The following is a 23,505-nucleotide window of genomic DNA, read 5'->3' as shown; positions in this document are numbered from 1 at the left end:
ACAGGCGGCCAGGCATGGATTGCGACAGGCGGCCAGGCATGGATTGCGACACGCGGCCACGCATGGATTGCGATGCACGGTCGGGCGAGAAGTGCGCCTGCGCCGGGCCGGTAGAATCGCAGGGAAATGACGAATGGCAGCCACTCCCCCGCCAGCGACCGGCCGGGCGGGGGCGACCTCGGCCGTGACCCAGGCCCAGGCGAACCAGCCCACGATCATGCGCCGCGCGGCATCAATTCAGCGCCGCGCGGCATCGACCCCGGCGACCTGGACGCCACACTCCGCGTGCTCGGCGCCCTGCACGAACTCGACGAGACGCATCCGGACTTCGTGGCCGTGCGGCACGCCACGGCGCACATGTTCAAGGCCGTGAAGAAGTCGAGGCGGCTGACGAAGCGCGCCGACATCGCCGAGGCCGACCGCGCCGTCGTCGCGGCCACGGCAACCGGCGCGCCAGACCGCATCGACGACGAGACGCGCGGCATCGACCTTGCGATCACCTCGGGGGCGGCGACCGCGGGCACCCTGCTGAAGCCGCGCGCCTGCTACATCTGCAAGCGCGAGTACACCGAGGTCGACGCGTTCTACCACCAGCTCTGCCCCGACTGCGCCGCGTTCAGCCATGCGAAGCGCGGCGCCCGCACCGACCTCACCGGCAAGCGGGCGCTGCTCACGGGCGGCCGCGCCAAGATCGGCATGCACATCGCGCTCCGCCTGCTGCGCGACGGCGCGCACACCACCATCACCACGCGCTTTCCCCGAGACGCCGTTCGCCGCTTCTCCTCGCTCCCCGACTCCGGCGCCTGGCTGCATCGGCTGCGGGTGGTGGGCATCGACCTGCGTGACCCCGCCCAGGTCGTCGGCCTCGCCGACGCCGTGGCGGCATCCGGCCCCCTGGACATTCTCATCAACAACGCGGCGCAGACCGTGCGGCGTTCTCCCGGGGCGTACGCACGACTGTCGGATGCTGAGTCCGCGCCCCTCCCGGAGGGCGAGCTGCCCGAACTGCTCACCTTCGGGCACACGAACGACGCGCATCCGCTCGCGCTGGCCGCCTCGGTGGCCAGCCATCCGATTCTCGGGGCGATCGCGGCGGGTGCGCCCTCACACCTCACCGATGCCGCCGGCCACGCCACCTACCTCGCCGAGCAGGCCATGGCCGCCGGCTCGTCGTCGCTGGAGCGGCTCGCGGATGGCAGCGCGATCGACGCGGGCGGCCTCGTGCCCGACCTGCACCCGGTGAACAGCTGGACGCAAACGGTCGGCGACATCGACCCGCTCGAGATGCTCGAGGTGCAGCTGTGCAACGCGACCGCGCCGTTCGTGCTCATCAACCGGCTGCGGGAGTCGATGGCGGCGGCGGGTCGTAGCTATGTCGTGAACGTCTCGGCGATGGAGGGAGTCTTCGGTCGTCGGTACAAGGGGCCGGGGCACCCGCACACGAACATGGCCAAGGCGGCGCTGAATATGCTCACGCGCACGAGCGCGGGCGAGATGTTCGAGGCCGACGGCATTCTCATGACGAGCGTCGACACGGGCTGGATCACGGATGAGCGTCCGCACCCCACGAAGGTGCGCCTCGCCGAGGAGGGGTTCCACGCGCCGCTCGACCTCGTTGACGGGGCCGCGCGCGTGTACGACCCGATCGTGCGCGGCGAGGCCGGCGACGACGTCTACGGGGTGTTCCTGAAGGACTACGCCGTCTCAGCCTGGTAGCCGGCGCGGGCGACGTGTTGCCCGTGAAGCGAGAAGAGCCACCGCCGCGATCAGCGCGAAAACACCCATGAGAATCAGTTCGACCATCGCGGGTGACCCGTAACCCGACACGGCCAGGGTCACGAAAGCGACCACGATGAGGGCGATGAAGGCGAGGAGACAGGCCACGATCGCGCGCAACCACGGCGCCGCGGATCCCTCGAACGTGCCTTTACGGGAGAGTGCCACAAGCCGAAACCCGATGAGGACGATCGCCTGACCGCACGCGATCGCGGCGATGCCCCAGACAAGGCCGGGTACCGCGAGCGGCGTCGTCTGCGGAAAAGTTGCGGTCGTGCGGTCTATCTCCCTGGGAAGAACCCACACCTCGAGATACACCGACACAAGCAGAAGACCGAGAAGCAGCAGCGAGAGCATGACGGAGGTGAGACGAGGCATCGTTGACTCCTCTCGATCGTCAAGCGGGACTTGTCGTGCGTGGCCATTCTCCCTCCTTATGACGCGTTGGCCAAGGGAACGGCCTGCGCCCGCACACCTTGCCGCTCGGCGCGGTGAGCGTACCGTGGGGGCCATGAACGAGAACGAACGCGACGACGGTGTGCAGCCTTCGGACTCGCCCACAGCGCACGGAAACCTGGGCGACCTGGCCGAAGACGTGTCACACCCCTTCGATCAGACCAACGGCATCGTCGACGGGCTCGACGGCGACGCCGACGACGCAGAGACGCTGAACACTGAGGATGACGAGCCCCGGCTCGTGCCGGGAGGCTCGCAGGGCCTCGGCGGGCAGGCGGGCGCGGTGCCCGTGGCGCCGGCCGACGACAGCGCCGGGCACGATTCCGACAAGGACGACCCACAGGGCCCGTGACGGCACAGGCGGGACAGGCGACACAGACGGTACCGGCGGCACCGGCAGCACCGGCAGCACCGGCATGGGCGATACTGGCGGCATGAGCCCTGTCCTCGCCCTTGTCACCCGCCCGGCACTCTCGCGCCCGGCCACGGGGCACGCCGCATCACACGACGACGGCGTCGAGCTCGTTGATCCTGCCGCAGCGCATCTGCTCGTGACCGACCTCGGCGTGCAGCGCGGCGACGGAATCTTCGAGACCATCGGGGTCTCGAACGGTTCTCCCCTCTCGCTCGACGAGCACCTGGCACGATTCGCGCATTCGGCGGCCCTGCTCGACCTGCCCGATCCCGACCTCGAGGTGTGGCGTCGGGCGATCCTCACCGCGATCGGCGCACACGAGAGCGCCCAGGAGCTCTCGGCCAAGATCGTGCTGACCCGCGGTGTACCGGGGCGAGGCGAGGCCAGCGGTTGGGTGTGGGTCGAGCCGGCAGGCGACTTCACGGCGGCGCGCACCGACGGCATCCGTGTCGTCACACTCGACCGCGGTTACCGGCATGACGCTGCCGAGCCGGCACCGTGGCTGCTGCTCGGCGCAAAGACCCTCTCGTATGCCGTCAACCAGGCGGCGCTGCGCGAGGCCGAACGCCGCGGGGCCGACGACGTCATCTTCGTCAGCAGCGACGGCTACGTGCTCGAGGGGCCGACCTCGACCGTCATCGTGCGGCACGGTCAGAGCGTGAGCACGACGCCGACGACCGCGGGCATTCTCGCCGGCACCACGCAGGCGCGCGCCTTCGACTTCTTCTCGTCTCGCGGATTCGCGTGCGAGTTCGCCCTGATGCCGCTTGAACGACTCAGGCAAGCGGATGCCGCGTGGCTCGTCTCCAGCGTCCGTCAGGCCGCGCCCGTGCGCGCCCTCGACGGCGCGCCGCTCGCCGTCGACACGGCGCTCACCGCGGATCTCGTGGCCGCGCTGCTCACGCCACCGCAGCGGTGATGAGCGCCAGAAGGGCGTCGGCGTACGCGTCGGCCGCGGCATCCGCTCGGTATTCGCTCTCGCGACCCACGAGCCCGGTGCTGACGACGAACCCATCGCCGTCGGCCCGCAGCGAGCGGAACGTGCCGCCGAGGAGTTCGCGCAGCTGATCCTCGCGCGGCATCCAGAGCGCGTCCTCGATGGCGACCGAATCAAGCGCCCACTCGGTCGTGCCGTTGAAGCCGAGAATGGTGCCCGTGTCGAACTCGTGCGACTCGATCGTCATCTCGCTCACGGTGAAGACCTCGTCGGCGAATTCGGCCCCCAGCATGCTGAACGCGTCGCCGGGCCGCGGATGCCATGCGAGTCCCGCCTCGCGCAGCCCGCGCGCCTTCTCGCGCGAGATCACGCGTTCTCCGTCTCTCGCCGCAGCCACGGGATGAGGCCGCCCGCGAGCACGTGCTGCACCTGGCGATCGGAGAGACGATGGGTCAGCCGATACTCCTCGCCTCGGGTCTCGTTGCGGGCGGTCAACTCGTGACCGTTCGCAATGGCCTCCCTCAACCCCTCAAGCACCAGGGTGTCCCCCTGTTCGACCCGATCGTGATCGGCGGGGTCGGCGAACTCGAGGGCGAGCACACCGAAGTTGGCGAGGTTCTGCCAATGGATGCGCGCGAACGAGACCGCGATGACCGCGTGCGCGCCGAGGAACCGTGGCGTGATGGCGGCGTGCTCGCGCGAGGAGCCCTGACCGTAGTTCGCCCCCCCGACGATGATGTGGCCGGTCGTGTCGCGCACCTCGGCGGCGCGGTCGGCATACGTCTCGTCGACCTGGTCGAACGTGAACTGGGCGAGCTTGGGCAGGTTGCTGCGGAACGGCAGCACCCGTGCGCCGGCGGGCAGGATCTCGTCGGTTGAGATGTTGTCGCCGACCTTCAGCAGCACGGGCGCCTCGATGCGGTCGGGCAGGGGGCCGACCTCGGGCAGGGTGGCGATGTTGGTGCCCTTGACGAGCTCGACCTTCGCCGCCTCCTCCGGCGGCAGCGGCGGCTCGAGCATCTCGTGGTTCACGCTCGAGGTGGTCGGCAGGTCGATGTGCGGGTATTCGATGCCGAGTGAGGGCGTCAGGTCTCGCGGGTCGGTGATGACGCCGGTCAGCGCCGCCGCCGCACCGGTCTCGGGCGAGCACAGGTACACCGAGTCCTCCTTGGTGCCGCTGCGGCCAGGAAAGTTGCGCGGAACCGTGCGCAGGCTGATGCGGCCGACGGCGGGCGCCTGCCCCATGCCGATGCACCCCATGCAACCCGACTGGTGCAGCCGCGCACCGGAGGCGATGAGGTCGAGCGTGTCACCCATCTTCGTCAGATCCTGCAGAATCTGACGCGAGGTCGGGTTCACGTCGAGCGAGAGGCCCGCGTGGGTCTGCTTCCCCTTCATAGTGCGCGCCACGACTGCGAAGTCGCGCAGGCCCGGGTTCGCCGATGACCCGATGACGACCTGGGAGACGGGCCTTCCCGCCACCTCGCGCACGGTCACCACGTTTCCCGGCGAACTCGGCAGCGCGATGAGCGGCTCAAGGCTCGACAGGTCGATCTCCTCATCGATGTCGTACGTGGCGCCGTCGTCGGCGACGAGCTCGACGTAGTCATCCTCCCGCTGCTCGGCGGCAAGGAATTCGCGCACGCGCTCGTCCGACGGGAACACGGTGGTCGTCGCCCCCAGCTCGGCGCCCATGTTCGCAATGACGTGTCGATCCATGGCGGTCAGCGACGCGAGTCCCGGCCCGTAGTACTCGATGATGCGGCCGACGCCGCCCTTGACGTCGTGGCGCCGCAGCATCTCGAGAATCACGTCTTTCGCGCTGACCCACGGCGGCAGCTCGCCGGTGAGACGCACGCCCCAGATCTCGGGCATTCGCACCGTTACGGGGCGCCCCGCGATGGCGGTGGCGACCTCGAGCCCGCCAACTCCCATCGCGAGCATGCCGAGCGAGCCTGCCGCCGGGGTGTGGCTGTCCGATCCCACCATGGTCATGCCCGGGATCCCGAACCGCTGCATGTGCGTGGGGTGCGAGACGCCGTTGCCCGCCTTCGAGAACCAGATGCCGAAGCGCTGGCATGCCGAGCGCAGAAAGTCGTGATCCTCGGCGTTCTTGTTGTCGGCCTGCAGCAGGTTGTGGTCGACGTACTGCACCGAGACCTCTGCCTGGGTGCGCTCGAGCCCCAGAGCCTCGAGCTCGAGCATCACAAGCGTGCCCGTCGCATCCTGCGTGAGCGTTTGGTCGATGCGCAGCGAGACCTCCTCGCCCGGCACCATCTCACCCCCCACCAGATGAGACGCGATGAGCTTCTGCGCGACGTTCTCGGCCACGATGCCTCCTTCGGGCCCCGCCGCGAACAGAGCACCGCAGCGGCGTGCCTCACTAGATGGGTATGCCTCCCACCCTAGGCGCGAGGCGGGCAAGAGGCCATCCCAGCGGTTCATGCCGCCACAGTGAATGCGCGCGTGAGCGTTGCCCGGAACGCCGAGACTGCGTCGCGAATCCGTTGGCACTCTCATATGTAGAGTGCTAATATCTTCTGTAGTTGAGTCAGTAAGACTCAAGTTTGAAGTGAATAACTGAAACGCACATCCGGCCGCTGTGACGGCCTCGAGTGAAGGAGGAAAACATGGCTATGAATTTCGATCCGTTCCGCGAACTCGATCGCGTCGCCGGTGCCCTGCTCGACCGGCAGGGCCCGCGCCTCATGCCGATGGATCTGTACCGCGATGGCGATGTCTACGTACTCAACGCCGACCTTCCCGGCATCGACCCGGGTTCGGTCGACATCGACGTCGACGGCCAGTTGCTGACGATCCGCGCCGAGCGCACGCTGACGAGCGGCGACGGAGTGAAGTGGCTCGCTCGCGAACGCCAGGCCGGCTCGTTCCTGCGTCAGCTGAACCTCGGCCAGGGCATCGACACCGACCGCATCTCCGCGAGCTACACCAACGGCGTTCTCAGCGTGACGATCCCGGTCAGCGAGAAGGCAAAGCCGCGCAAGATCGAGGTGACAGCGGCACCGTCGAACAGTGCGTCAGACACGGTGGCGATCAGTGAAGGCGAGCACGCGCAGAGCGCCTGAGTCGCGCAGCTGACGCACGGCGTAACAGGGCCGGGAGGGCACCCTCCCGGCCCTTCGTCCATTCACTACGGTTGACGCATGGACTATCGCAGACTCGGATCAAGCGGCCTCGAAGTATCGCGCATCACACTCGGTTGCATGAGCTTCGGCGAGCCCGACCGCGGCTCGCACCCGTGGTCGCTGGCCGAGGACGCGAGCCGGCCGTTCATCCGCCGCGCGCTCGAGGCCGGCATCACCACGTTCGATACCGCCAACGTATACTCCCTCGGCTCCAGCGAAGAGATCGTGGGCCGCGCCCTCGCCGACTTCGCCCGCCGCGACGAGGTGGTCATCGCCACCAAGGTCAACATGCGGATGCGCCCCGGCCCGAACGGCGCCGGTCTCTCCCGCGGCCACATCATGACGGCCATCGACGACAGCCTGCGCCGGCTCGGCACCGACTACGTCGACCTGTACCAGATCCACCGCTGGGACGAGAACACGCCGATCGAGGAGACCATGGAGGCACTCAACGACCTCGTGCGCGCCGGCAAGGTGCGCTACATCGGCGCCTCGAGCATGTACGCGTGGCAGTTCCAGAAGGCTCAGTTCACGGCCGAGAAGCACGACTGGAGCCGCTTCGTCTCGATGCAGGATCACTACAACCTGCTCAACCGCGAGGAGGAGCGCGAGATGCATCCGCTCTGCCTCGACCAGGGCGTCGGCGTACTGCCATGGAGCCCGCTCGCCCGCGGCCGGCTCACGCGGCCCTGGGGCGAGACGACGGCGCGCACCGAGAGCGACCGGGTGATCGCGCCGCTGTACGGCGGCACCGACGACGCAGACCGACGAGTAGCGGATGCCGTCGGCCGCGTGGCCGACGGTCGCGGGGTGTCGCGCGCCCAGGTCGCGCTCGCCTGGCTGTTGCAGCGCCCCGCGGTGACCTCCCCCATCGTCGGCACGACGAAGCCGCAGCACCTCGACGACGCGCTCGCCGCGCTCGAGCTGACGCTCACCGCAGACGAGGTCGCGGCACTCGAGGAGCATTACGTGCCGCACGAGCTCGCCGCAATCTGAGCCGCGTGACAGGCTGATGATGTGGAACTCGACGACCTGCTCACGGCACTGAACTCCGGCGCACCGATCAGGAGCGACTCGCCTCTGCATCGCGTCATGCACCGTGTCAGCCAGGACGCGCTGCGCATCACGGGTGAGCTCAACGGCGGCTATCACGAGCCCGAGCGCGTGCGGGCGCTGCTGGCGGAGCTGACCGGCCGGCCGGTTGACGACTCGGTCACGGTATTTCCGCCGTTCTCTGCCGACTTCGGCAAGAACATCACGCTCGGCGCACGCGTCTTCATCAACTCGGGGTGCCGATTCCAGGATCAGGGCGGCATCGTCATCGGTGACGATTGCCTGATCGGTCACAACGCAGTGCTCGCTACGCTCAACCACGACCTGGCCCCGAGCCGGCGCGGCGACATGCTTCCGGCGCCCATCGTGATCGGCCGAAACGTGTGGATCGGCTCGAACGTCACGGTGCTGCCCGGCGTGACGATCGGCGACAACGCGGTGGTCGCCGCGGCATCCGTCGTGACGAAGTCTGTCCCTGAGAACGCGGTCGTCGTCGGCTCGCCTGCACGCGTTGTGCGATCGGTCTGCGACTGAACTCCTCCCCGCCACCTCGCTGCACCGTGGCAACACCGAAGAGGAACAAGCCCTAGCCCAAGAGGGCCAGGCGGCTGAGGGTGCGGGGCATGTCCGCGGGCAGGTCGTCGACCGAGCCGAGCGCGTCGCGGGTTGTCGCGGCGATGACGGTGAGCTCGATGTCGAGGTCGCACAGCACGTCGATGAGGTTGACGAAACGCTGGCGCGCGCCGGCCGATGTGCGGGCGAAGTCGGGCACCTCGTCGAGAACCCAGGAGCGGTAGCGAGCGCTGAGCGTGAGGTAGTCGCTGACGGCCGTGCTCTCTTCCAGAAGCTCGTCGAAGGTGAACCACACCGCGCCGCGGTCTGCACGGCGGGCACGGATGCTGCGGCCGTCGACCGTGAGCACGACCGCCTCGTGCGGCTCCGGCTTCGGCGGTGTGTCGCGCGAGGGCTGTCCGCCCGCTGCGCGGACCAGCCATCGTCCGTTGGCGAAGCCGCGACGCGAGTCGGGCGACGCCGCGGACGCGGCACGGCGGTAGTCCACTCCGCCGTCGAGCTCGAGCACGTCGAGGTGCTGCGTGATCAGCGCGATGCCGGGCCGGAACACGTAGTGGAATTCCGGGTCGGCGAACAGGTCGGCCGGCGCGTAGTTGGAGCTGGCGATGAGCGTGACGCCCTTCGCGAAGAGCGCCTCGAGCAGCCGCACGAGCAGCGCGGCGTTGCCCGAGTCGTGCACATGGAATTCCTCGAAGTGCAGCAGCGATGCCCCGCCAAGCAGCTCGTCGATGGCGGCCTCGATGGCGTTCGCCGCGGCATCCGTCTGCTGGCGGTTGCGCTGGATGCTCTCGTGCAGTTCACGGAAGAAGCCATGAAAATGGATGCGGCGCACGCGCCCCGCGGGCTGGCTCGCCTCGAACGTGTCGAGCAGCCAGGTCTTGCCGCGGCCGGCCGGGCCCCAGAGGTAGATGCCGCGCGGGGCGGGGGCGCCTGGCTCGGCGTCGCGGAGCGCGGTGCCGAGCCAAGTCAGACGCTCGGCGATCGTACGCTGGGCGGGGTCGAGGGCAAAGCCGGCCGAGGCGGCGGCCGAGGCGAACGGGTCTCGTGTTTCGCCGCGCGCCACCAACCTTCGAGACGGCCGCGAGGCGGCCTCCTCAGGGCGCTGGTCGGCCACCGGCCGCGAGGCGGCCTCCTCAGGGCGCTGGTCGGCCACCGGCCACCTCGCTCAGCCGAAGAGCAGCGCGGCCTCGTCGTAGCGGTGCTGCGGAACCGTGTTCAGCCCGCCGGTCGCCTCGGCGATGCTCACGGTCTCGACCTCGGTGCCGCGCAGCGACACCATGCTGCCCCAGTTGCCTTCCTGCACGGCATCGATCGCGGCGAGCCCGAGGCGGGTGGCAAGCACGCGGTCGTACGCGCTCGGCACGCCGCCGCGCTGAATATGGCCGATGACGGTCGCACGCGACTCGATGCCGGTGCGCGCCTCGATCATGGGCGCGAGCAGCTCGCCGATGCCGCCGAGGCGGGGCCGGTTGAAGGCATCGAGGCCCTTGTGCGAGTGCGCCTCCTCCATGGTGTTCAGGTGGAAGCCCTCAGACACCACGACGACGGGGGCACGCCCTCGATCGCGCACGTGCTCGACCCACTCGCAGATCTGCTCGATCGACTGCGGCTGCTCGGGGATCAGGATGGCGTGCGCGCCGCCCGCCATGCCCGAGTGCAGCGCGATCCAGCCGACGTGGCGGCCCATGACCTCCACGATCATGCAGCGCTGGTGCGACTCCGCGGTCGTGCGCAGCCGGTCGATGGCCTCGGTCGCGATCTCGACCGCCGTGTCGAAACCGAACGAATAGTCAGTGGCGGCCAGGTCGTTGTCGATCGTCTTCGGCACTCCGACGATCTTGAGCCCGGCATCCGTCAGCCTTCGGGCTGCCGTGAGCGTTCCCTCGCCACCAATCGCGATGGCGGCGTCGATGCCGTTCTCGTCGAAGAGTCGCTGAATGTTCTCGGGGCCGCCGTTCTCGCCCTCGAACGGGTTGGTTCGGCTGGAGCCGAGAATCGTGCCGCCCTGACGCGACAGGCCGCGCACGCTGTGCCGGTCGAGAGCGACCATGTCGCCGTTGACCACGCCGCGCCAGCCGTAGCGGAATCCGACGAACTCGTCGCCGTAGACGCGGTCGCCCTTGAGAACCGCGCCGCGAATGACGGCGTTCAGGCCGGGACAGTCCCCTCCGCTGGTCAGGATTCCGATCTTCATACGCGTGTGGCTCCCTCGTGATCTCCCCGACTTGATCATGCCGGAGCCGGGGCCCGCGCCCCAAATCGACGCGTCGTGCGAACCGAACGCGGCTCAGGCGAGGGCGTCGAGACCGAGCGCACGCGCCAGCTTCGACGAACTGACGGATGTCCGGGCTCCCGCCCGGATGACGGCGCCCTCCACTCCGTCGAGAAGCTCTGTGCGCTCCCTCTCCCCCTCGGGCGCGGCCGCCAGCAGCTCGACCTCCCACTCGCGCCAGGTGCGCGCCACGCGCGAGCGCAGGTCGTCGGCATGCACGTGGTCGTCACAGAGCTCGGCGACCGGGTAGCCGGCCGCGTCGAGCAGGCGCGTGGTGCTGCGCGTGTTCTCCACGCGAGCGACGGGAACGAGAGGCTTGTCGCCGACGATGTCGCGAACCTCGGCGCGGACCTCGTCCGGCACGACCGACGCGTCGGTCAGCGGCCAGTGGTGCTCGGTGCGGCCGACGGCGTCGAGCCGGGCGATCTTGAGGTGCCAACCGGCATCCGCCCCACCTTCCCTGCGACGCAGCGCGGTGCGGTTGCGTGCGAGGTCGAGGTCGACGGTGTCGAAGTAGACGGCAAGGAGTGTGGTGGTCTCGGGACGTTCGGCGATGGCGATGGTTCCGATGCCCACGGGGTCGGGAACAGCCGTGTCGTCGTCGACGTCATACTTTCGTTCGATCTCGATCTGGATGCTGTGTGCCATGTTCCTTGTCTAGCGCAGCCTGTGCACCTGTCGCGAATCGAGGGCGTCGGCGTAGCCTTGAAACATGAGCGAGGTGGATGACGAGCGCGAGCCTGAACCTGAGGGTGACGACGAGTTCACGGCCGCCCAGGAGGGCGATTACGAGCCAGAGGATGCGCCGGTCGAAGACGAGGATCGGCCCCTCGATGACGACGAAGCCGACGACGAGGATCTGCCCGACGCCGAGCGTCCGGTCGTGCTCGACGACGACACCGACGCCGAGTAGAGCGGGTTGAGGAGCCGGCAAAGCCGGCGTCTCGACGCCGAGTAGAGCGGGTTGAGGAGCCGGCAAAGCCGGCGTCTCGACGCCGAGTAAAGCGGGTTGAGGAGCCGGCAAAGCCGGCGTCTCGAAACCGCCGTCGGAGCAGGGTTTCGAGACGGCCGCTACGCGGCCTCCTCAACCGGCGTCAGTTCAAGCGGCCTCCTCAACTCGCGTCAGCACGCCGTCGACCATGCGCTCGACGGCGTCGGCCATCGGCAGGTGCGACTGGTCGTGCGTGACGAGAAGCGTCGACGTCCCGAACTCGGCCGTCATGGCGAGGATCAGTTCGATGATCGCGGCCCCACGCCGCTGGTCGAGTGCGCTGGTCGGCTCGTCCACGATGAGTACTCGTGGTTCGTTCATGAGCGCCCGCGCGATGTTGACCCGCTGCCGCTGCCCGCCGGAGAGCTGGGCGGGCCGCTTGTGCTCGCTGCCGGCGAGCCCCACGGCGTCGAGCAGCTCGGCCGCCCGGCCTCGCGCCCCCGCACGCTCCCGACGGGGGCCGCCGAGGCGCCGCATCACCTCGAGCTGCTCAAGCGCCGTGAGTGAGGGCACGAGGCTGGGGCTCTGAAAGACGATGCCGATCTTCTCCCGGCGCAGCCGTGTCGTCTCCTCCCGCGACAGGGCCGCGGCGTCCACGCCGTCGATCATGGCGCGACCGCTGGTCGGCTTGATAAGGCCGGCGGCGACGGCCAACAGGCTGGACTTGCCTGATCCGCTCGGCCCGGTGATGGCGGTCACGCTGCCGGCCGGCACGGCGAGCGTCGCATTGTCGACCGCGACGACCGTGCGCTCGCCATCCGGGTAGGTCAGGGTCACGTTCTCGAGACTGATCATGGTGTTCACTTCCTCGTACATAGTGGCGTTCATTGAATCAAGCGGATGCTCTGCGCCGCTCACGCGTTCTGCCCGTTCAACGCCGTCAGCGGGTCCACCCTGGTGACGCTGCGCAGCGCGAAGCCCGCGCCGGCGAGCCCGAGAGCGATCATGGCGACGGCCGGCACGAGCGTCGTGAGCTGGCTGACCACGAACGGAACGGCACCCGAGATGAGGGCGCCGACGCCGGCGGTGATGCCGATCCCGAGGCCCACGCCGACGACGAGCACGATGAGGGCCTGGCCCAATCCGTCTCTGACGAGCGCGCCCGTCGTCGACCCCAGCGCCTTGAGTACCGCGATATCGCCGAGTCGCTGCAGGGTCCAGACGGTGAAGAACGCCCCGATCACGAGCGCCGAGATGCCGAACAGCAACGCCATCATCATGAGAAGGGAGCCGATCTCGCTGCGGAACCCGTCGATGGCGAGCAGCGCCGGGATCAGACCGGTCGACTCGGTCGCGGCGGCATGGTCGATGGCCGCCGTGTCAGCGCCGTCGCCGAGCGTGACCGCGAGCACGGTGGCGTAGGGCGCGGCACCGGCCGACTGTGCACTCGCGACGCTCTGCCAATCCGCCAGCGGCATCCAGATGACGGGCATGTGGCTGTACTGGGCCGATCCGTCGACGGCGGCGACCCGATACGAGGCGCCCGCGATGTGCACACGCGCACCCGTCGTGGCGTCGAGCTTGTCGGCGGCCGGCTGCGACAGCACGACCTGGCCTGGCCCGGCGGGCAGCGTCTGGTCGCCGGCCATGCCCTCGAGCGAGTGGCGCACGCCGAAGAGGGCCGCCGTGGTCTGGGATCCTCCGGTCGCCGTCGCCTTGGCGGTGGCGATGCCGATGGGCTCCGCCGCGTCCACGCCCCGAGCGGTCGACCACGTGCTCGCCTGCTCGCGGGTCACGGTCGAGTCGGAGAAGCTCAACTGCTGCCCGTCGCCCGGCTGCTCGAAGACGAACCGGTCGAGACTCAGCGATGTCAGCGACGAGATGTTGGCGTTCGCGAGCCCCTGCGTGAGCCCGCCGAGGAACCCGACAAGCAGGGTGATCAGCGCGACAACCGAGCCGATGAGAATGAAGCGGCCGCGGGCATGCCGCAGGTCGCGTAGGGCGACGAACACGTCAGTTCCTTTCCTGCGCCGGTGCGGCCCGCCATCGGCAGGCACGGGTGAACCGGCAAGACCTCCTCAGCTTCCGTCGCGGCGGGTGGCCGGCACATCGTCCACCCGGTCACGGATCGCCCCACGAAAGTCGAGCCCGCGTGCCGACTTTCGATGGATGCCGCTGCCGCATCCGCTCGTTAGGCTGATCGCGACATGAACCACTCCTCGCTCGCCCCGGTCTTCACGACGCTGCGCGTGGGGCTGCACGTTCTCATGGTCGGCCTGATCGCCTTCGTCGTGGTGCACGCGCCGCAGGCCGGCGATCCTGTCGGGCCGCGCTGGGCTGCCGTGCTGGCGATCGGCTGCGTGTTCGCCCTCACCTACGCGGCCGGCGGCCCCTTGCGCAACGCGCTCACTCACATCCTCGCGAAGGCGGCATGGCTGACGGCGCTCGTGCTCGAGTGGGCCGTTCTGCTCGTGCTCACCCCCGACGCCGCCTTTCTCGTCTTCCCCCTGTTCTTCCTGTTCCTGCACCTCGTAGCCGCGCCGTGGAACGTCGTCATCGTCGCCCTCTCGACCGCGTACACGATCGTCGCGCTCGGCCTGCACAGCGGATGGAGCATCGGCGGTGTGATCGGGCCCGTAATCGGGGCCGGCCTCGCCGTCGCGATCGCGCTCGGCTACCGCGCCATGTTCCGCGAGGCGCGCGAACGCGAGAAGCTCATCGCCGATCTGCTTGCCACGCGCTCCAGACTCGCCGAGACGGAGCGCGAGGCCGGCGTGCTCGCCGAACGGGCGCGGCTGGCGCGCGAGATCCACGACACCGTGGCGCAGGGCCTCTCGAGCATCCAGCTGCTGCTGCACGCGGTCGAGAAGGCTGACCCCGCGCATCCGGCCATGGAGCATCTGCGGCTGGCTCGGCAAACCGCGGCAGACGATCTGGCCGAGACCCGCCGGTTCATCAGGGAGCTGACGCCGCGCGCCCTCGACGAGCAGGGAATCGAGGGGGCGCTTCGGCGCCTGGGCGCGACGACCCAGCAGGTCAGCGGCGTGCCGGTCACGGTGCACGTGAGCGGCGATACGGCGCCCGTTCCGATGACGATCGAGACGGCCCTTCTCCGCGTCGCGCAGGCGTCGCTGGCGAACGTCACCCAGCACGCGCAGGCGTCGCGGGCCGACGTGACGCTGAGCTACATGGACGACTCGGTGAGCCTCGACGTGATCGACGACGGGCGCGGCTTCGACGCGGCCGGCCTGGGCGACCTGGCCCGTTCGGGGGCGTCGTTCGGCATCGCGGCGATGCGCGAACGCGTCGCACGGCTCGGCGGCACGGCAAGCGTCGAGTCGAGCCTCGGCGCCGGCACTGCGGTTGCGGTCTCGTTCCCGCTGCCCCCGGCCGAGAGCGAGGATGGGCGATGATTCGGATGCTGCTCGCCGACGACCACCCGGTAGTTCGCGCCGGCCTCCTCGCCCTGTTCGAGACCGAGCCGGACCTCGCCGTCATCGCGCAGGCGGCGACCGCACGCGATGCCGTCGCCCTTGCATCCGAACTCCGGCCCGACGTGGTGCTGCTCGACCTGCAGTTCGGCGGCGACATGCAGGGAGCCGAGGCGACGAGGCAGATCCGGGACCTCCCGGATGCGCCGCGGGTGCTGATCTTGACGAATTACGACACGGATGCCGACATCCTCGGCGCGGTCGAGGCCGGCGCGAGCGGCTACCTGCTGAAGGACGCCCCGCCCGCCGAGCTGATCAGCGCGGTGCGGGCGGCCGCCGCGGGCGAGAGCGCGCTCGCCCCGGCCATCGCGACGCGGCTCGTCGCACGGTTGCGTTCGCCTCAGCTGACGCTGAGCGCCCGCGAAAGCGAGGTGCTGACCCTCGTCGCGGCCGGGCGGTCGAATCGGGACATCGGGCGCGAGCTGTTCCTCAGCGAGGCCACCGTGAAGTCGCACCTGGTGCACATCTTCACGAAGCTTGGCGTGGGTTCGCGCACGCTCGCGGTGGCCGAGGCGCGCCGCCTCGGCCTCATCCGCGGCTGAGCGGGTTGAGGAGACGCGAAGCGCCGTCTCGAAACCCACGAAGACAGGGGTTTCGAGACAGCCGGCTTCGCCGGCTTCCTCAACCCGCAAGCGACGACGGCTTCCTCAACCCGCAAGGGGCGTCAGCCGAGGGCCTCCGTCAGCAGGTGCACGAGAGCGTCAAGCTGCACCGAGTCGGCCGAGCCCGCTTCCACGTCTGAGCCGTCGAGCGCCCGCGCGGCAAGAGACTGCTTCGAGTCGATCAGCTCCGCGATCTTCGAGTCGATGGTCTGCGCGGCGATGATGCGCCACGCCGTCACGGGCTCTTCCTGGCCGATGCGGTGCACGCGGTCGATCGCCTGCGTCTGCTCGGCCGCGGTCCATGACAGCTCCGCGAGCACCACGTTCGATGCGGCCTGGAGGTTGAGCCCCACGCCGGCGGCGGTCAGCGAGCAGACGGCGACGGCGACATCCGGGTCGTTCGCGAATGCGTCGATCTGGGCCTGCCTGGCGAGCGCCGTCTGGTCGCCCCTGATGGAGATGGTGCGCAGGTCGCGTTCGGCGAAGGCCGCCTCCGCAGCATCCATCACATCGATGTGCTTGGCGAAGAAGACGACCTTGCCCACCGAACGCGCGAGCTGCGCGGCGTAGTCGGATGCGAGGTGTGCCTTCGCCTGGCCGATCTTGCGCACCATGGTGAACACGTTTTCGCCGCCCTTGGCCGACTTCGACTCCTCGAGTTCGGCCTGCGCGACCAGGCGGATGAGCTGCGTGCGGCGCGCGTCGTCGTCGCCATCGACCGTGTCGGCCGTTCCGCTCGCGGCGGCACGACGGTACCGGGCGACGAGACGCTCAGCCAGGTCGCGCTCTGCCTGGCGGATCGAGCGACCGAGGTCGTCGTCGAGCTCGACGGGCAGGTCGACAACGCGGCGGCTCGGCAGGTCGGCGGCCACGTCGATCTTGCGGCGGCGCACGATGCCCATGTCGATGACCGCGGCGCGTGCCTCGGTGTAGAAGCCGGGCTCGGCGGGCGTGAGACCGGTCTCCTCGAGCTTCTCCATGAGGCCGGCGGTCGGCTTCGCGCCGTCGATCCAGCCGAGGAACTGCCAGATTGCCCGGAAGTCATCGATGTCGTTGATGAGCGGCGTTCCCGTGAGCGCCATGAGCAGCGGGTCGTCGTTCGGCACGGAATGGCGGATGGCGTCGGCGAGCCCGAGCACGTACTTGGAGCGCTGCGAGTGCAGGTTCTTGATGAAGTGCGCCTCGTCGACGACCATGCCGCGGAAGCCGAGCCTCGACAGCCACGACAGGTGCCGGTCGAGCACCTCGTAGTTCACGATGACCACGTCGGCGAAGGCGTCGAGGCCCTGGCCGTCTCCGTGGATCACGGTCGCCCGCCGCTGCGGCGTCCACTGCTCGACCTCGCGCGCCCAGTTCATCTTCACGACGTTGGGCACGACCGCGAGCAGGGGGTAGGCCCCGGCGACGGATGCGGCAAGCACCGACTGCGCGGTCTTGCCGAGCCCGGGCTCGTCTGCCAGCAGGAACTCGCGGTGCCCGAGCCGCACCGACTCGAGGAACTGCGCCTGGTGCTTCATGAGCTCGGTGCCGCGAGGCGAGTAGCGGTCGACGAGCGGCGCCGGCGGCAGCTCCATGCTCGCCGCCTGCCCGCCGGAGCCGTACTCGAACGACTTGTAGAGGGGGCCGAGGAGCTCCCAGGAGTCGAGGCGGCGACGCGGAGTCGAGGCGGCGGGAGCGTGGGAGAAGTCGGGCGGAAGGAACGGGTTCGACAGTTGGCGCGCCCGAACGGATTCGGGTACGACCTGCCTCTCGGCGAGCTCGGGCGGCACCACGGACTCATCGCGAGGCTTGGGCTTCTCGCTCGTGATGATGAGGTCGTCCGGGCTCAGCTCGGTGCCCGATTCGAGCAGCCAGTCGCGACGCAGCTTCTGCGCCGTCTCGCTCGGAGTGTTCGCGCTCTCGAGAAGCGCGATCAGCGACGTGTCGCGGGCGGCGGTCTTGGCGAGAATGGTGGCGATGCCGTCTAATCGCTTCAGCTGCTCGGCGCGGCCGGCATCCGTCAATGTGGTGTCGGTCTTGGCCCTGGCGCGCTCTTCACGCATGAGAAAGGCGATGACCTGAAACTTGGTGCGATTGGTGGGGCCCAGCTTCTTGCCGTCGCCGACCTTGGCCTCGACCTCGCGCACCTTGCGCGCGAGAACCGGGATGAGCCCGTCGTTGTTGGCGTGGCGGGTGCGGGCCGACGAGCGACGCGCAGACGACTGCGGGGCCTGCGTGGTGCGGTGACCGGAACGCGGCATGATCCTCCTGTGAGAGCGTGCGGTCGCGAGCGGCGACCGCAGACGAGGGTGCCCGGACATCGCGCAAAGCCGATGCCAGAAGGCCCGTCACTGGGCCAGAGTGGACACGTGCCGAATCGTCGCGTTCGAAGGTGCGAGCCGATACAGCGAGTGGGCGAACTCCTCGTCGCGGCTATTTTACTCGAAGTGAGGCCGCCGCTGCTACGTCTCAGTGTCGATCGAGGTAATCCCGCAGAACGACGGCCTGGTTGTGCTGCTCGTCGTGAGCGGAATAGACGAGCGTGACAACCTTCTGCTCGGCGACGAGCCGGCGCAACTCCTCGACGGCGGCGTTGCCGTCGAGTTCGCTCGCGTAACGCTCGGCGAACTCGGCGAACCGCTCGGGCTTATGAGCGAACCAGCCTCGAAGCTCGTTGCTCGGCCCCACCTCTTTCAGCCACACGTCGACCGCGGCGTTCTCCTTCTTCAGGCCTCGCGGCCAGAGCCGGTCGACGAGCACGCGATACCCGTCGGCCGCGTCAGCCTGCTCGTAGACACGCTTGATCTTCACGCCCATGCCTCAACTCTCTCACCGCTTCTGCTTGTCGGCGAGCGGCACTTTGAGAATGAAACCAGCGGCGACGAACACGATCGCCCCGACAAGGTTCAGGATGCGCCACAGATTGCCGTCGAGATCAATGGGCCAGACGGGGTTCCACACGATCGCGATGGGGATGAGGCCGATGTACCACCACCATGCGCGGGCCTGGCCGGCGAACACGCAGAGGATCAGGGCAAGAATGCTCGCGGCATAGCGCACGAACGTGAACCAGTCGCCCCCGATCGCGGCGAGCCCGGCAAGGAGCACGATGGCCCCGAGGAGGCCGGGGGCGAGCGCCGCGCGGCTGAAGTCGGACTGGCCGTATCGGTTGCTGCTCATCGTGACACGAGTCTAGGGTGTGTCGACGCCACGGCGAAGGCCGATGCCCGCTCGAAAGCGAACACCGGCCTCGTCACTTCTGGCAGGGCACCTTTGACTAGCAGGCACCCTTTCTCAGCACGAATGCACAGGGTGGTGCATCCGAGCCAACGCGAACCGTTACCACCGACTGCCGGGCGAGCGCGATGAAGGGCTCGCGGTCGAGCTGCGTCATGCTGACACGACGCAATTCGGCATCCGAAGCGATGCCGTTGACCGCGAACGCCACATCGGGCAGGTCGTCGAAGGCGCCGCTGCAGTCGAAGAATGCAATCGGCGACGGGTCGTTCTCGTTGAGAGGCATGACACTGAGGATCGCGTCAGCCGCGGCCTCCGTCGTCACTTCTCCGAGGTGAATGGTAGGTGAAACAATCTCTTCTTCCGGGTAGCCACTGCCGACCAGGGTAAGCAGGTCGCCTTCATTCATGGAATCCAGCGCACTCAAGAGCGCACCGGACAGCAGCGGGCTAAGGTTCTTCAGCAAAGTCGGGCCTTTCCTGTAAAACGAACAAAACTCAACCCCTCCGATAAGCATAGACCCGTCTGTTTAGGTGAACGCACCCCCCATAAGGGGGTGATTATCCCGGCTCGCCGGGCGATTTGTGTTGAGTCGCGCTGGCGCAATGCTATTTGCACGCCATGTCGAGGTCGGGCGCCGCCTAAGACCCTTACCCAGCGCGAATCAGGCGGCGTGGCGGGCTAGCCTGAGTGGATGATCGAGGACATCAAGAAGCGGGCACTCCACCGAACCCGCATTCTCGCAGGCCAGCTGCGCGGGCTCGAGAAGATGATCGACGGCGAGGAGTACTGCGTCGACATCGTCACCCAGTCGCTGGCGATCCAGAAGTCGCTCGGCTCACTCAACAAGCTGATCGTCGAGAATCACCTGCGTACCCACGTCACCGACATGTTCGAGGCCGGCGGCGACGACCGCGAGGCGGCGATCGCCGAGCTGCTGAAGGTGTTCGAGCTGTCGAACAACCGGCAGGCATGAGCATGGCGCGGCTGGAAATCGTGCGCGGCGACATCACCGATGAGACTGTCGACGCCATTGTGAACGCCGCGAACTCGAGCCTGCTCGGCGGCGGCGGGGTCGACGGGGCGATCCACCGCGCGGGTGGGCCGAGCATCCTTGCCGAATGCCGGGAGCTGCGGCAGTCGAGCCTGCCGGATGGATTGCCGACCGGCCAGGCCGTCGCGACAGGCGCGGGCCGCTTGGCGGCGAACTGGGTGATCCACACCGTCGGGCCCGTGTACAGCGTGCGTGAGGATCGCAGTGCCCTGCTGGCGTCGGCCTACAGCGAGTCGCTGCGGGTGGCCGCCGAGCTCGGCGCGACGAGCGTGGCGTTCCCGGCGATCTCGGCCGGCATCTACCGGTGGCCGCTCGACGATGCCGCCCGCATCGCCATCGAGACCACCCGCGCCCAGGCGGCCGCGGGTTCGCCGATCGGGCTCGTGCGGTTCGTGCTGTTCTCGGATGCCGCACTCCGCGCCTTCGAGGCGGCAGCAGCATCCGCGTGACCGGCTGACAGCCGGTGGACCCTACGAGCGGCTGGCGAGGCCTTTGGGCAGCAGGATCGCCCGGCTCGTCGGCGGCAGGCCGCGCAGCACCTCGAGCGCGGGCTGCAGCTCGGAGAGCCACACTCGGTACCCGGCGTCATTGAGGTGCAGGCTGTCGTCGCTGTACTCGGGGTGCAGCGTTCCGTCGTCGAGCGCGAGGGCCGGCCACAGGTCGAGGTACTGCGCGCGAACGGTCGGCGCGAACTGCCACAGGTGCCGATTGATGTCGCGGATGCTCTCGGCCCATTCGGCCTCGCGCGGCATGACCGACTGCACCAGGATCTGGGCGTCGGGAAGCTCGCGGCGCAGCGTGACGAGCACCGTCTCGATGTTGCGCACGATGTGCTCGACAGAGTGCCGCCACGCGAGATCGTTGGTGCCGATGAGCAGCACCACCGTCGTCGGCTGCTCGGCGATGATCTCGGGAAGGCGCTCGAGGAGGTCGTCGGTCGTGTCGCCGCCCACACCGTGGTTTGCGACCGTCTCGTCGGGCAGCCACTCCTGCCAGCGGCCGCCCTCGGTCAGGCTGTCGCCGATGAATGCCGTGATGTTACTGCCGGACACTGTTGCTCCCGTCGAACTCCCCGCCTCCATCTTCATGCCTGACGGGCGCGGGCGCCACCCCCATGGCGGCCTCAGGGCTACCTCAGAGCAACGACTTGGTATGCCAGACGGTCTTGGTTTCGGTGAACGCGAGGATGCGATCGAGGGATGGCGCCGCGGCATCGTCACCCTGCTCGGGCGGCAGCACGCGCTTGAGCGTCTCCGCGGCCGCGATCTGCAGGTCGACCCAGTCGGTGTCGCCTGCGCCAACGAGGTCGAGTGCGTTCACGTCGGCGTGGGCAGCGAGCCACGGCGCGAGCTCGGCGGGCGAGCCGGTGAGCACGTTGACGACGCCGCCCGGCACGTCGCTCGTCGCCAGCACCTCGGCGAGGCTGATCGCCGGCAGCGGGAACCTCTCGCTCGCCACCGCAACGACGGTGTTGCCCGAGACGAGCGGCGGCGCCACCGCGCTCACGAAGCCGAGCAGCGACGTCTCCTGCGGCACGACGACCGCGACGACGCCGGTCGGCTCGGGCACCGAGAGGTTGAAATAAGGGCCCGCCACCGGGTTCGCATTGCCCGCGACCTGGGCGAACTTGTCGGTCCATCCCGCGTACCAGACCCAGCGATCCACGGCCTCATCCACCTGCGCCGCCGCATCCCGTGCGCTCACGCCCTCGAGCTGCACGATCTCGTCGATGAACTGGCCGCGCCGCCCGTCGAGCAGCTCGGCGATGCGGTAGAGAACCTGGCCGCGGTTGTACGCGGTCGCACCGGCCCACCCCGACAGTGCGGCGCGGGCGGCGACGACCGCGTCGCGCGCATCCTTTCGCGAGGCCTTTGCGGCGTTCGCGATGAAGTCGCCGGATGCCGTGCGCACCTCGACGGTGCGCCCGGACTCGCTGCGCGGGAACTTTCCGCCGATGAACAGCTTGTACGTCTTGGGGACGGCGAGGTGAGTCACTTGTCGGTTCCCTTCGTGGAGCGGCGCGACGATCGCGGGGGCTTTGCCGCTACTCGACCGGCGGACGGGGCCGCCTCTGCGCGAGGGGCAGAGGAAGCGGCGGGGGCGAGGTATGCCGCCAGGCCGTGGCGACCACCCTCGCGGCCGTAGCCCGACTCCTTGTAGCCGCCGAACGGGCTCGCCGGGTCGAATCGGTTGAACGTGTTCGCCCAGATGACACCCGCCCGCAGCTTGTCGGCCACCGCGAGGATGCGGCTGCCCTTGTCGCTCCAGATGCCTGCCGAGAGGCCGTATGGCGTGTTGTTCGCCTTGGCGATCGCCTCGGCCGGTGTGCGGAACGTGAGCACCGAGAGCACCGGGCCGAAGATCTCGTCGCGGGCGATGCGGTGGCTGGTCGAGACGTTCGTGAAGATCGTCGGTGCGAACCAGAAGCCGTTCTCGGGAATCACGCAGTCGGCGCTCCAGCGCTCGGCGCCCTCGGCTTCACCCACCGCCGTCAATTCGCGGATGCGCTGCAGCTGCTCGGCCGAGTTGATCGCCCCGATGTCGGTGTTCTTGTCGAGCGGGTCGCCCAGACGCAGGGTGGAGAGCCGGCTCTTCAGCCGCTCGATGACCTCATCGTGGATCGACTCCTGCACCAGCAGCCGGCTGCCGGCGCAGCACACGTGGCCCTGGTTGAAGAAGATGCCGTTCACGATGCCCTCGATCGCCTGGTCGATGGGCGCGTCATCGAAGACGATGTTGGCGGCCTTGCCACCGAGCTCGAGCGTCAGCTTCTTGTGCGTACCCGCGACGGAGCGCGCGATCTGGCGGCCGACGGCGGTCGACCCGGTGAACGCCACCTTGTCGATGCCCGGGTGCTCGACGAGCGTGCGACCCGTCTCCCCTGCACCCGTCACGATGTTCACGACGCCGGCAGGAAGATCGGCCTGCTGCACGATCTCGGCGAACAGCAGCGCGGTCAACGACGTCGTCTCGGCCGGCTTCAGCACCACCGTGTTGCCCGCGGCGAGCGCCGGCGCAATCTTCCACGAGAGCATGAGCAGCGGGAAGTTCCACGGGATCACCTGGCCGGCCACGCCGAGTGATCGGGGGGCGGGGCCGAGGCCGGCGTGGTCGAGCTTGTCCGCCCATCCGGCGTAGTAGAAGAACCAGGCGGCGACCAGGGGAACGTCCACGTCGCGGCTCTCCTTGATGGGCTTGCCGTTGTCGAGGCTCTCGGCGACGGCGAGCTCGCGGCTTCGCTCCTGCACGAGGCGGGCGATGCGGTAGAGGTACTTGCCACGGTCGCGACCGCTCATGCGTGACCACACGTTCTCGTAGGCACGGCGGGCGGCGGCGACGGCGTCGTCGACATCGGCGGCGTCGGCCGTCGAAATAGTGGCGATTCTCTGCTCGTCGGCGGGCGAGATGGTCGCGAAGGCCTCGCCGCGGCCGTCGACGAATTCGCCGTCGATGAAGAGCCCGTACTCGCTCTTCAGGTTCAGGATCGCCTTCGACTCGGGAGCGGGCGCGTATTCCAGGAAGCTCATGTTGTTCTTCTTTCAGCGCATTTCGAGACGGCCGCGGGCGGCCTCCTCAATGCGCG

General features: G+C 68.8%; 26 protein-coding genes. 11 read left to right on the top strand and 15 right to left on the bottom strand.

What is annotated here, in order from left to right; all coding sequences use genetic code 11:
- The first annotated feature begins 126 nt into the window (after positions 1 to 126).
- Positions 127 to 1,716, top strand: a complete 1,590-nt coding sequence (locus OSC27_RS03060; RefSeq protein ID WP_267179936.1) for an SDR family NAD(P)-dependent oxidoreductase — start codon at positions 127 to 129, stop codon at positions 1,714 to 1,716.
- Here OSC27_RS03060 and OSC27_RS03055 read toward each other — a convergent pair.
- A complete protein-coding gene (locus tag OSC27_RS03055; protein ID WP_267179935.1) occupies positions 1,705 to 2,154 on the bottom strand; it encodes a DUF2975 domain-containing protein in 450 nt (149 codons plus the stop codon). The genes OSC27_RS03060 and OSC27_RS03055 overlap by 12 nt on opposite strands.
- A gap of 133 nt (positions 2,155 to 2,287) precedes the next feature.
- Here OSC27_RS03055 and OSC27_RS03050 point away from each other — a divergent pair, with 133 nt between their 5' ends.
- Both OSC27_RS03050 and OSC27_RS03045 read left to right on the top strand, forming a co-directional pair.
- Complete coding sequence (locus OSC27_RS03050) at positions 2,288 to 2,584, top strand: hypothetical protein (RefSeq protein WP_267179934.1); 297 nt, start codon at positions 2,288 to 2,290, stop codon at positions 2,582 to 2,584.
- A gap of 82 nt (positions 2,585 to 2,666) precedes the next feature.
- Positions 2,667 to 3,566: an aminodeoxychorismate lyase gene (locus OSC27_RS03045; protein WP_267179933.1), complete on the top strand. Its 900-nt coding sequence runs from the start codon at positions 2,667 to 2,669 to the stop codon at positions 3,564 to 3,566.
- Here OSC27_RS03045 and OSC27_RS03040 read toward each other — a convergent pair.
- Together OSC27_RS03040 and OSC27_RS03035 are read right to left on the bottom strand one after the other, a co-directional pair.
- On the bottom strand, positions 3,547 to 3,954 hold the full coding sequence (locus tag OSC27_RS03040; RefSeq protein ID WP_267179932.1) for a pilus assembly protein CpaE: 408 nt from the start codon (positions 3,952 to 3,954) through the stop codon (positions 3,547 to 3,549). The two genes, OSC27_RS03045 and OSC27_RS03040, sit on opposite strands and share 20 nt — an antisense overlap.
- A complete protein-coding gene (locus OSC27_RS03035) occupies positions 3,951 to 5,915 on the bottom strand; it encodes an aconitate hydratase (RefSeq protein ID WP_267179931.1) in 1,965 nt (654 codons plus the stop codon). The genes OSC27_RS03040 and OSC27_RS03035 overlap by 4 nt, the downstream gene beginning before the upstream one ends.
- Positions 5,916 to 6,214: 299 nt before the next feature.
- On the opposite strand from OSC27_RS03035, the gene OSC27_RS03030 reads away from it, so the two are divergent.
- From OSC27_RS03030 to OSC27_RS03020, 3 genes are all read left to right on the top strand, one after another.
- Positions 6,215 to 6,670, top strand: coding sequence for an Hsp20/alpha crystallin family protein (locus OSC27_RS03030; protein ID WP_267179930.1), 456 nt, complete (start codon positions 6,215 to 6,217; stop codon positions 6,668 to 6,670).
- A gap of 78 nt (positions 6,671 to 6,748) precedes the next feature.
- Positions 6,749 to 7,726 carry an aldo/keto reductase gene (locus tag OSC27_RS03025; RefSeq protein ID WP_267179929.1) on the top strand — a complete coding sequence of 326 codons (978 nt, stop codon included), beginning with the start codon at positions 6,749 to 6,751 and terminating at the stop codon, positions 7,724 to 7,726.
- Between the two features lie 21 nt (positions 7,727 to 7,747).
- Positions 7,748 to 8,317, top strand: a complete 570-nt coding sequence (locus tag OSC27_RS03020; RefSeq protein ID WP_267179928.1) for a DapH/DapD/GlmU-related protein — start codon at positions 7,748 to 7,750, stop codon at positions 8,315 to 8,317.
- A gap of 52 nt (positions 8,318 to 8,369) precedes the next feature.
- On the opposite strand, the gene zapE is transcribed toward OSC27_RS03020, so the two are convergent.
- From zapE to OSC27_RS03005, 3 genes are all read right to left on the bottom strand, one after another.
- Positions 8,370 to 9,509, bottom strand: coding sequence for a cell division protein ZapE (zapE, locus tag OSC27_RS03015; protein ID WP_267179927.1), 1,140 nt, complete (start codon positions 9,507 to 9,509; stop codon positions 8,370 to 8,372).
- Between the two features lie 12 nt (positions 9,510 to 9,521).
- Entirely contained in the window at positions 9,522 to 10,550 is a 1,029-nt protein-coding gene (locus OSC27_RS03010) for a 6-phosphofructokinase (RefSeq protein WP_267179926.1), read from the bottom strand.
- A gap of 93 nt (positions 10,551 to 10,643) precedes the next feature.
- A complete protein-coding gene (locus OSC27_RS03005) occupies positions 10,644 to 11,276 on the bottom strand; it encodes a CYTH domain-containing protein (protein WP_267179925.1) in 633 nt (210 codons plus the stop codon).
- A 64-nt stretch (positions 11,277 to 11,340) separates the two neighbouring features.
- On the opposite strand from OSC27_RS03005, the gene OSC27_RS03000 reads away from it, so the two are divergent.
- A complete protein-coding gene (locus tag OSC27_RS03000; RefSeq protein WP_267179924.1) occupies positions 11,341 to 11,541 on the top strand; it encodes a hypothetical protein in 201 nt (66 codons plus the stop codon).
- A 186-nt stretch (positions 11,542 to 11,727) separates the two neighbouring features.
- On the opposite strand, the gene OSC27_RS02995 is transcribed toward OSC27_RS03000, so the two are convergent.
- Both OSC27_RS02995 and OSC27_RS02990 read right to left on the bottom strand, forming a co-directional pair.
- The gene (locus tag OSC27_RS02995) at positions 11,728 to 12,414 is read right to left on the bottom strand and encodes an ABC transporter ATP-binding protein (RefSeq protein ID WP_267180412.1); all 687 of its coding nucleotides are present in this window, start codon (positions 12,412 to 12,414) and stop codon (positions 11,728 to 11,730) included.
- A 59-nt stretch (positions 12,415 to 12,473) separates the two neighbouring features.
- Positions 12,474 to 13,571 (bottom strand): ABC transporter permease, encoded by a 1,098-nt coding sequence (locus tag OSC27_RS02990; RefSeq protein ID WP_267179923.1) that lies wholly within the window; start codon positions 13,569 to 13,571, stop codon positions 12,474 to 12,476.
- A gap of 195 nt (positions 13,572 to 13,766) precedes the next feature.
- On the opposite strand from OSC27_RS02990, the gene OSC27_RS02985 reads away from it, so the two are divergent.
- Both OSC27_RS02985 and OSC27_RS02980 read left to right on the top strand, forming a co-directional pair.
- Entirely contained in the window at positions 13,767 to 14,972 is a 1,206-nt protein-coding gene (locus OSC27_RS02985; protein ID WP_267179922.1) for a sensor histidine kinase, read from the top strand.
- On the top strand, positions 14,969 to 15,592 hold the full coding sequence (locus OSC27_RS02980; protein WP_267179921.1) for a response regulator: 624 nt from the start codon (positions 14,969 to 14,971) through the stop codon (positions 15,590 to 15,592). Before OSC27_RS02985 ends, OSC27_RS02980 begins: the two co-directional genes overlap by 4 nt.
- A 122-nt stretch (positions 15,593 to 15,714) precedes the next feature.
- Here the strand turns inward: OSC27_RS02980 and OSC27_RS02975 are convergent, their stop codons facing one another.
- The 4 genes from OSC27_RS02975 to OSC27_RS02960 all read right to left on the bottom strand — a co-directional run bounded on the left by OSC27_RS02975 (position 15,715) and on the right by OSC27_RS02960 (position 19,334).
- Positions 15,715 to 17,892 (bottom strand): DEAD/DEAH box helicase, encoded by a 2,178-nt coding sequence (locus OSC27_RS02975; protein WP_267179920.1) that lies wholly within the window; start codon positions 17,890 to 17,892, stop codon positions 15,715 to 15,717.
- A 208-nt stretch (positions 17,893 to 18,100) separates the two neighbouring features.
- Complete coding sequence (locus OSC27_RS02970) at positions 18,101 to 18,448, bottom strand: DUF488 domain-containing protein (RefSeq protein ID WP_267179919.1); 348 nt, start codon at positions 18,446 to 18,448, stop codon at positions 18,101 to 18,103.
- Positions 18,449 to 18,460: 12 nt separating this feature from the next.
- Complete coding sequence (locus tag OSC27_RS02965) at positions 18,461 to 18,811, bottom strand: DUF6804 family protein (RefSeq protein ID WP_267179918.1); 351 nt, start codon at positions 18,809 to 18,811, stop codon at positions 18,461 to 18,463.
- Between the two features lie 97 nt (positions 18,812 to 18,908).
- Positions 18,909 to 19,334 (bottom strand): RbsD/FucU domain-containing protein, encoded by a 426-nt coding sequence (locus OSC27_RS02960; protein ID WP_267179917.1) that lies wholly within the window; start codon positions 19,332 to 19,334, stop codon positions 18,909 to 18,911.
- A gap of 228 nt (positions 19,335 to 19,562) precedes the next feature.
- Between OSC27_RS02960 and OSC27_RS02955 the strand changes: the two genes are divergently transcribed.
- Together OSC27_RS02955 and OSC27_RS02950 are read left to right on the top strand one after the other, a co-directional pair.
- On the top strand, positions 19,563 to 19,844 hold the full coding sequence (locus tag OSC27_RS02955; protein ID WP_267179916.1) for a metal-sensitive transcriptional regulator: 282 nt from the start codon (positions 19,563 to 19,565) through the stop codon (positions 19,842 to 19,844).
- 2 nt (positions 19,845 to 19,846) lie between these two features.
- Positions 19,847 to 20,371, top strand: coding sequence for an O-acetyl-ADP-ribose deacetylase (locus OSC27_RS02950; protein ID WP_267179915.1), 525 nt, complete (start codon positions 19,847 to 19,849; stop codon positions 20,369 to 20,371).
- 21 nt (positions 20,372 to 20,392) lie between these two features.
- Here the strand turns inward: OSC27_RS02950 and OSC27_RS02945 are convergent, their stop codons facing one another.
- The 3 genes from OSC27_RS02945 to OSC27_RS02935 all read right to left on the bottom strand — a co-directional run bounded on the left by OSC27_RS02945 (position 20,393) and on the right by OSC27_RS02935 (position 23,449).
- Entirely contained in the window at positions 20,393 to 20,974 is a 582-nt protein-coding gene (locus OSC27_RS02945; RefSeq protein ID WP_267179914.1) for a GDSL-type esterase/lipase family protein, read from the bottom strand.
- Between the two features lie 82 nt (positions 20,975 to 21,056).
- On the bottom strand, positions 21,057 to 21,917 hold the full coding sequence (locus OSC27_RS02940) for an aldehyde dehydrogenase family protein (RefSeq protein ID WP_267179913.1): 861 nt from the start codon (positions 21,915 to 21,917) through the stop codon (positions 21,057 to 21,059).
- The gene (locus tag OSC27_RS02935; RefSeq protein WP_267179912.1) at positions 21,914 to 23,449 is read right to left on the bottom strand and encodes an aldehyde dehydrogenase family protein; all 1,536 of its coding nucleotides are present in this window, start codon (positions 23,447 to 23,449) and stop codon (positions 21,914 to 21,916) included. The genes OSC27_RS02940 and OSC27_RS02935 overlap by 4 nt, the downstream gene beginning before the upstream one ends.
- Positions 23,450 to 23,505 lie beyond the last annotated feature (56 nt).

Origin of the sequence: Microbacterium sp. STN6, assembly GCF_026410545.1 — a bacterium.
Lineage (GTDB): Bacteria > Actinomycetota > Actinomycetes > Actinomycetales > Microbacteriaceae > Root112D2.
The sequence above is the reverse complement of the archived record's forward strand: the minus strand, read 5'-3'. Positions and strand labels throughout refer to the sequence as shown.

Coding starts and splice junctions, on each gene's coding strand:
- OSC27_RS03060 (WP_267179936.1), top strand. CDS start 127: ATGACGAATGGCAGCCACTCCCCCGCCAGCGACCGGCCGGGCGGGGGC.
- OSC27_RS03055 (WP_267179935.1), bottom strand. CDS start 2,154: ATGCCTCGTCTCACCTCCGTCATGCTCTCGCTGCTGCTTCTCGGTCTT.
- OSC27_RS03050 (WP_267179934.1), top strand. CDS start 2,288: ATGAACGAGAACGAACGCGACGACGGTGTGCAGCCTTCGGACTCGCCC.
- OSC27_RS03045 (WP_267179933.1), top strand. CDS start 2,667: ATGAGCCCTGTCCTCGCCCTTGTCACCCGCCCGGCACTCTCGCGCCCG.
- OSC27_RS03030 (WP_267179930.1), top strand. CDS start 6,215: ATGGCTATGAATTTCGATCCGTTCCGCGAACTCGATCGCGTCGCCGGT.
- OSC27_RS03025 (WP_267179929.1), top strand. CDS start 6,749: ATGGACTATCGCAGACTCGGATCAAGCGGCCTCGAAGTATCGCGCATC.
- OSC27_RS03010 (WP_267179926.1), bottom strand. CDS start 10,550: ATGAAGATCGGAATCCTGACCAGCGGAGGGGACTGTCCCGGCCTGAAC.
- OSC27_RS03005 (WP_267179925.1), bottom strand. CDS start 11,276: ATGGCACACAGCATCCAGATCGAGATCGAACGAAAGTATGACGTCGAC.
- OSC27_RS03000 (WP_267179924.1), top strand. CDS start 11,341: ATGAGCGAGGTGGATGACGAGCGCGAGCCTGAACCTGAGGGTGACGAC.
- OSC27_RS02995 (WP_267180412.1), bottom strand. CDS start 12,414: ATGATCAGTCTCGAGAACGTGACCCTGACCTACCCGGATGGCGAGCGC.
- OSC27_RS02985 (WP_267179922.1), top strand. CDS start 13,767: ATGAACCACTCCTCGCTCGCCCCGGTCTTCACGACGCTGCGCGTGGGG.
- OSC27_RS02980 (WP_267179921.1), top strand. CDS start 14,969: ATGATTCGGATGCTGCTCGCCGACGACCACCCGGTAGTTCGCGCCGGC.
- OSC27_RS02975 (WP_267179920.1), bottom strand. CDS start 17,892: ATGCCGCGTTCCGGTCACCGCACCACGCAGGCCCCGCAGTCGTCTGCG.
- OSC27_RS02970 (WP_267179919.1), bottom strand. CDS start 18,448: ATGGGCGTGAAGATCAAGCGTGTCTACGAGCAGGCTGACGCGGCCGAC.
- OSC27_RS02965 (WP_267179918.1), bottom strand. CDS start 18,811: ATGAGCAGCAACCGATACGGCCAGTCCGACTTCAGCCGCGCGGCGCTC.
- OSC27_RS02955 (WP_267179916.1), top strand. CDS start 19,563: ATGATCGAGGACATCAAGAAGCGGGCACTCCACCGAACCCGCATTCTC.
- OSC27_RS02950 (WP_267179915.1), top strand. CDS start 19,847: ATGGCGCGGCTGGAAATCGTGCGCGGCGACATCACCGATGAGACTGTC.
- OSC27_RS02935 (WP_267179912.1), bottom strand. CDS start 23,449: ATGAGCTTCCTGGAATACGCGCCCGCTCCCGAGTCGAAGGCGATCCTG.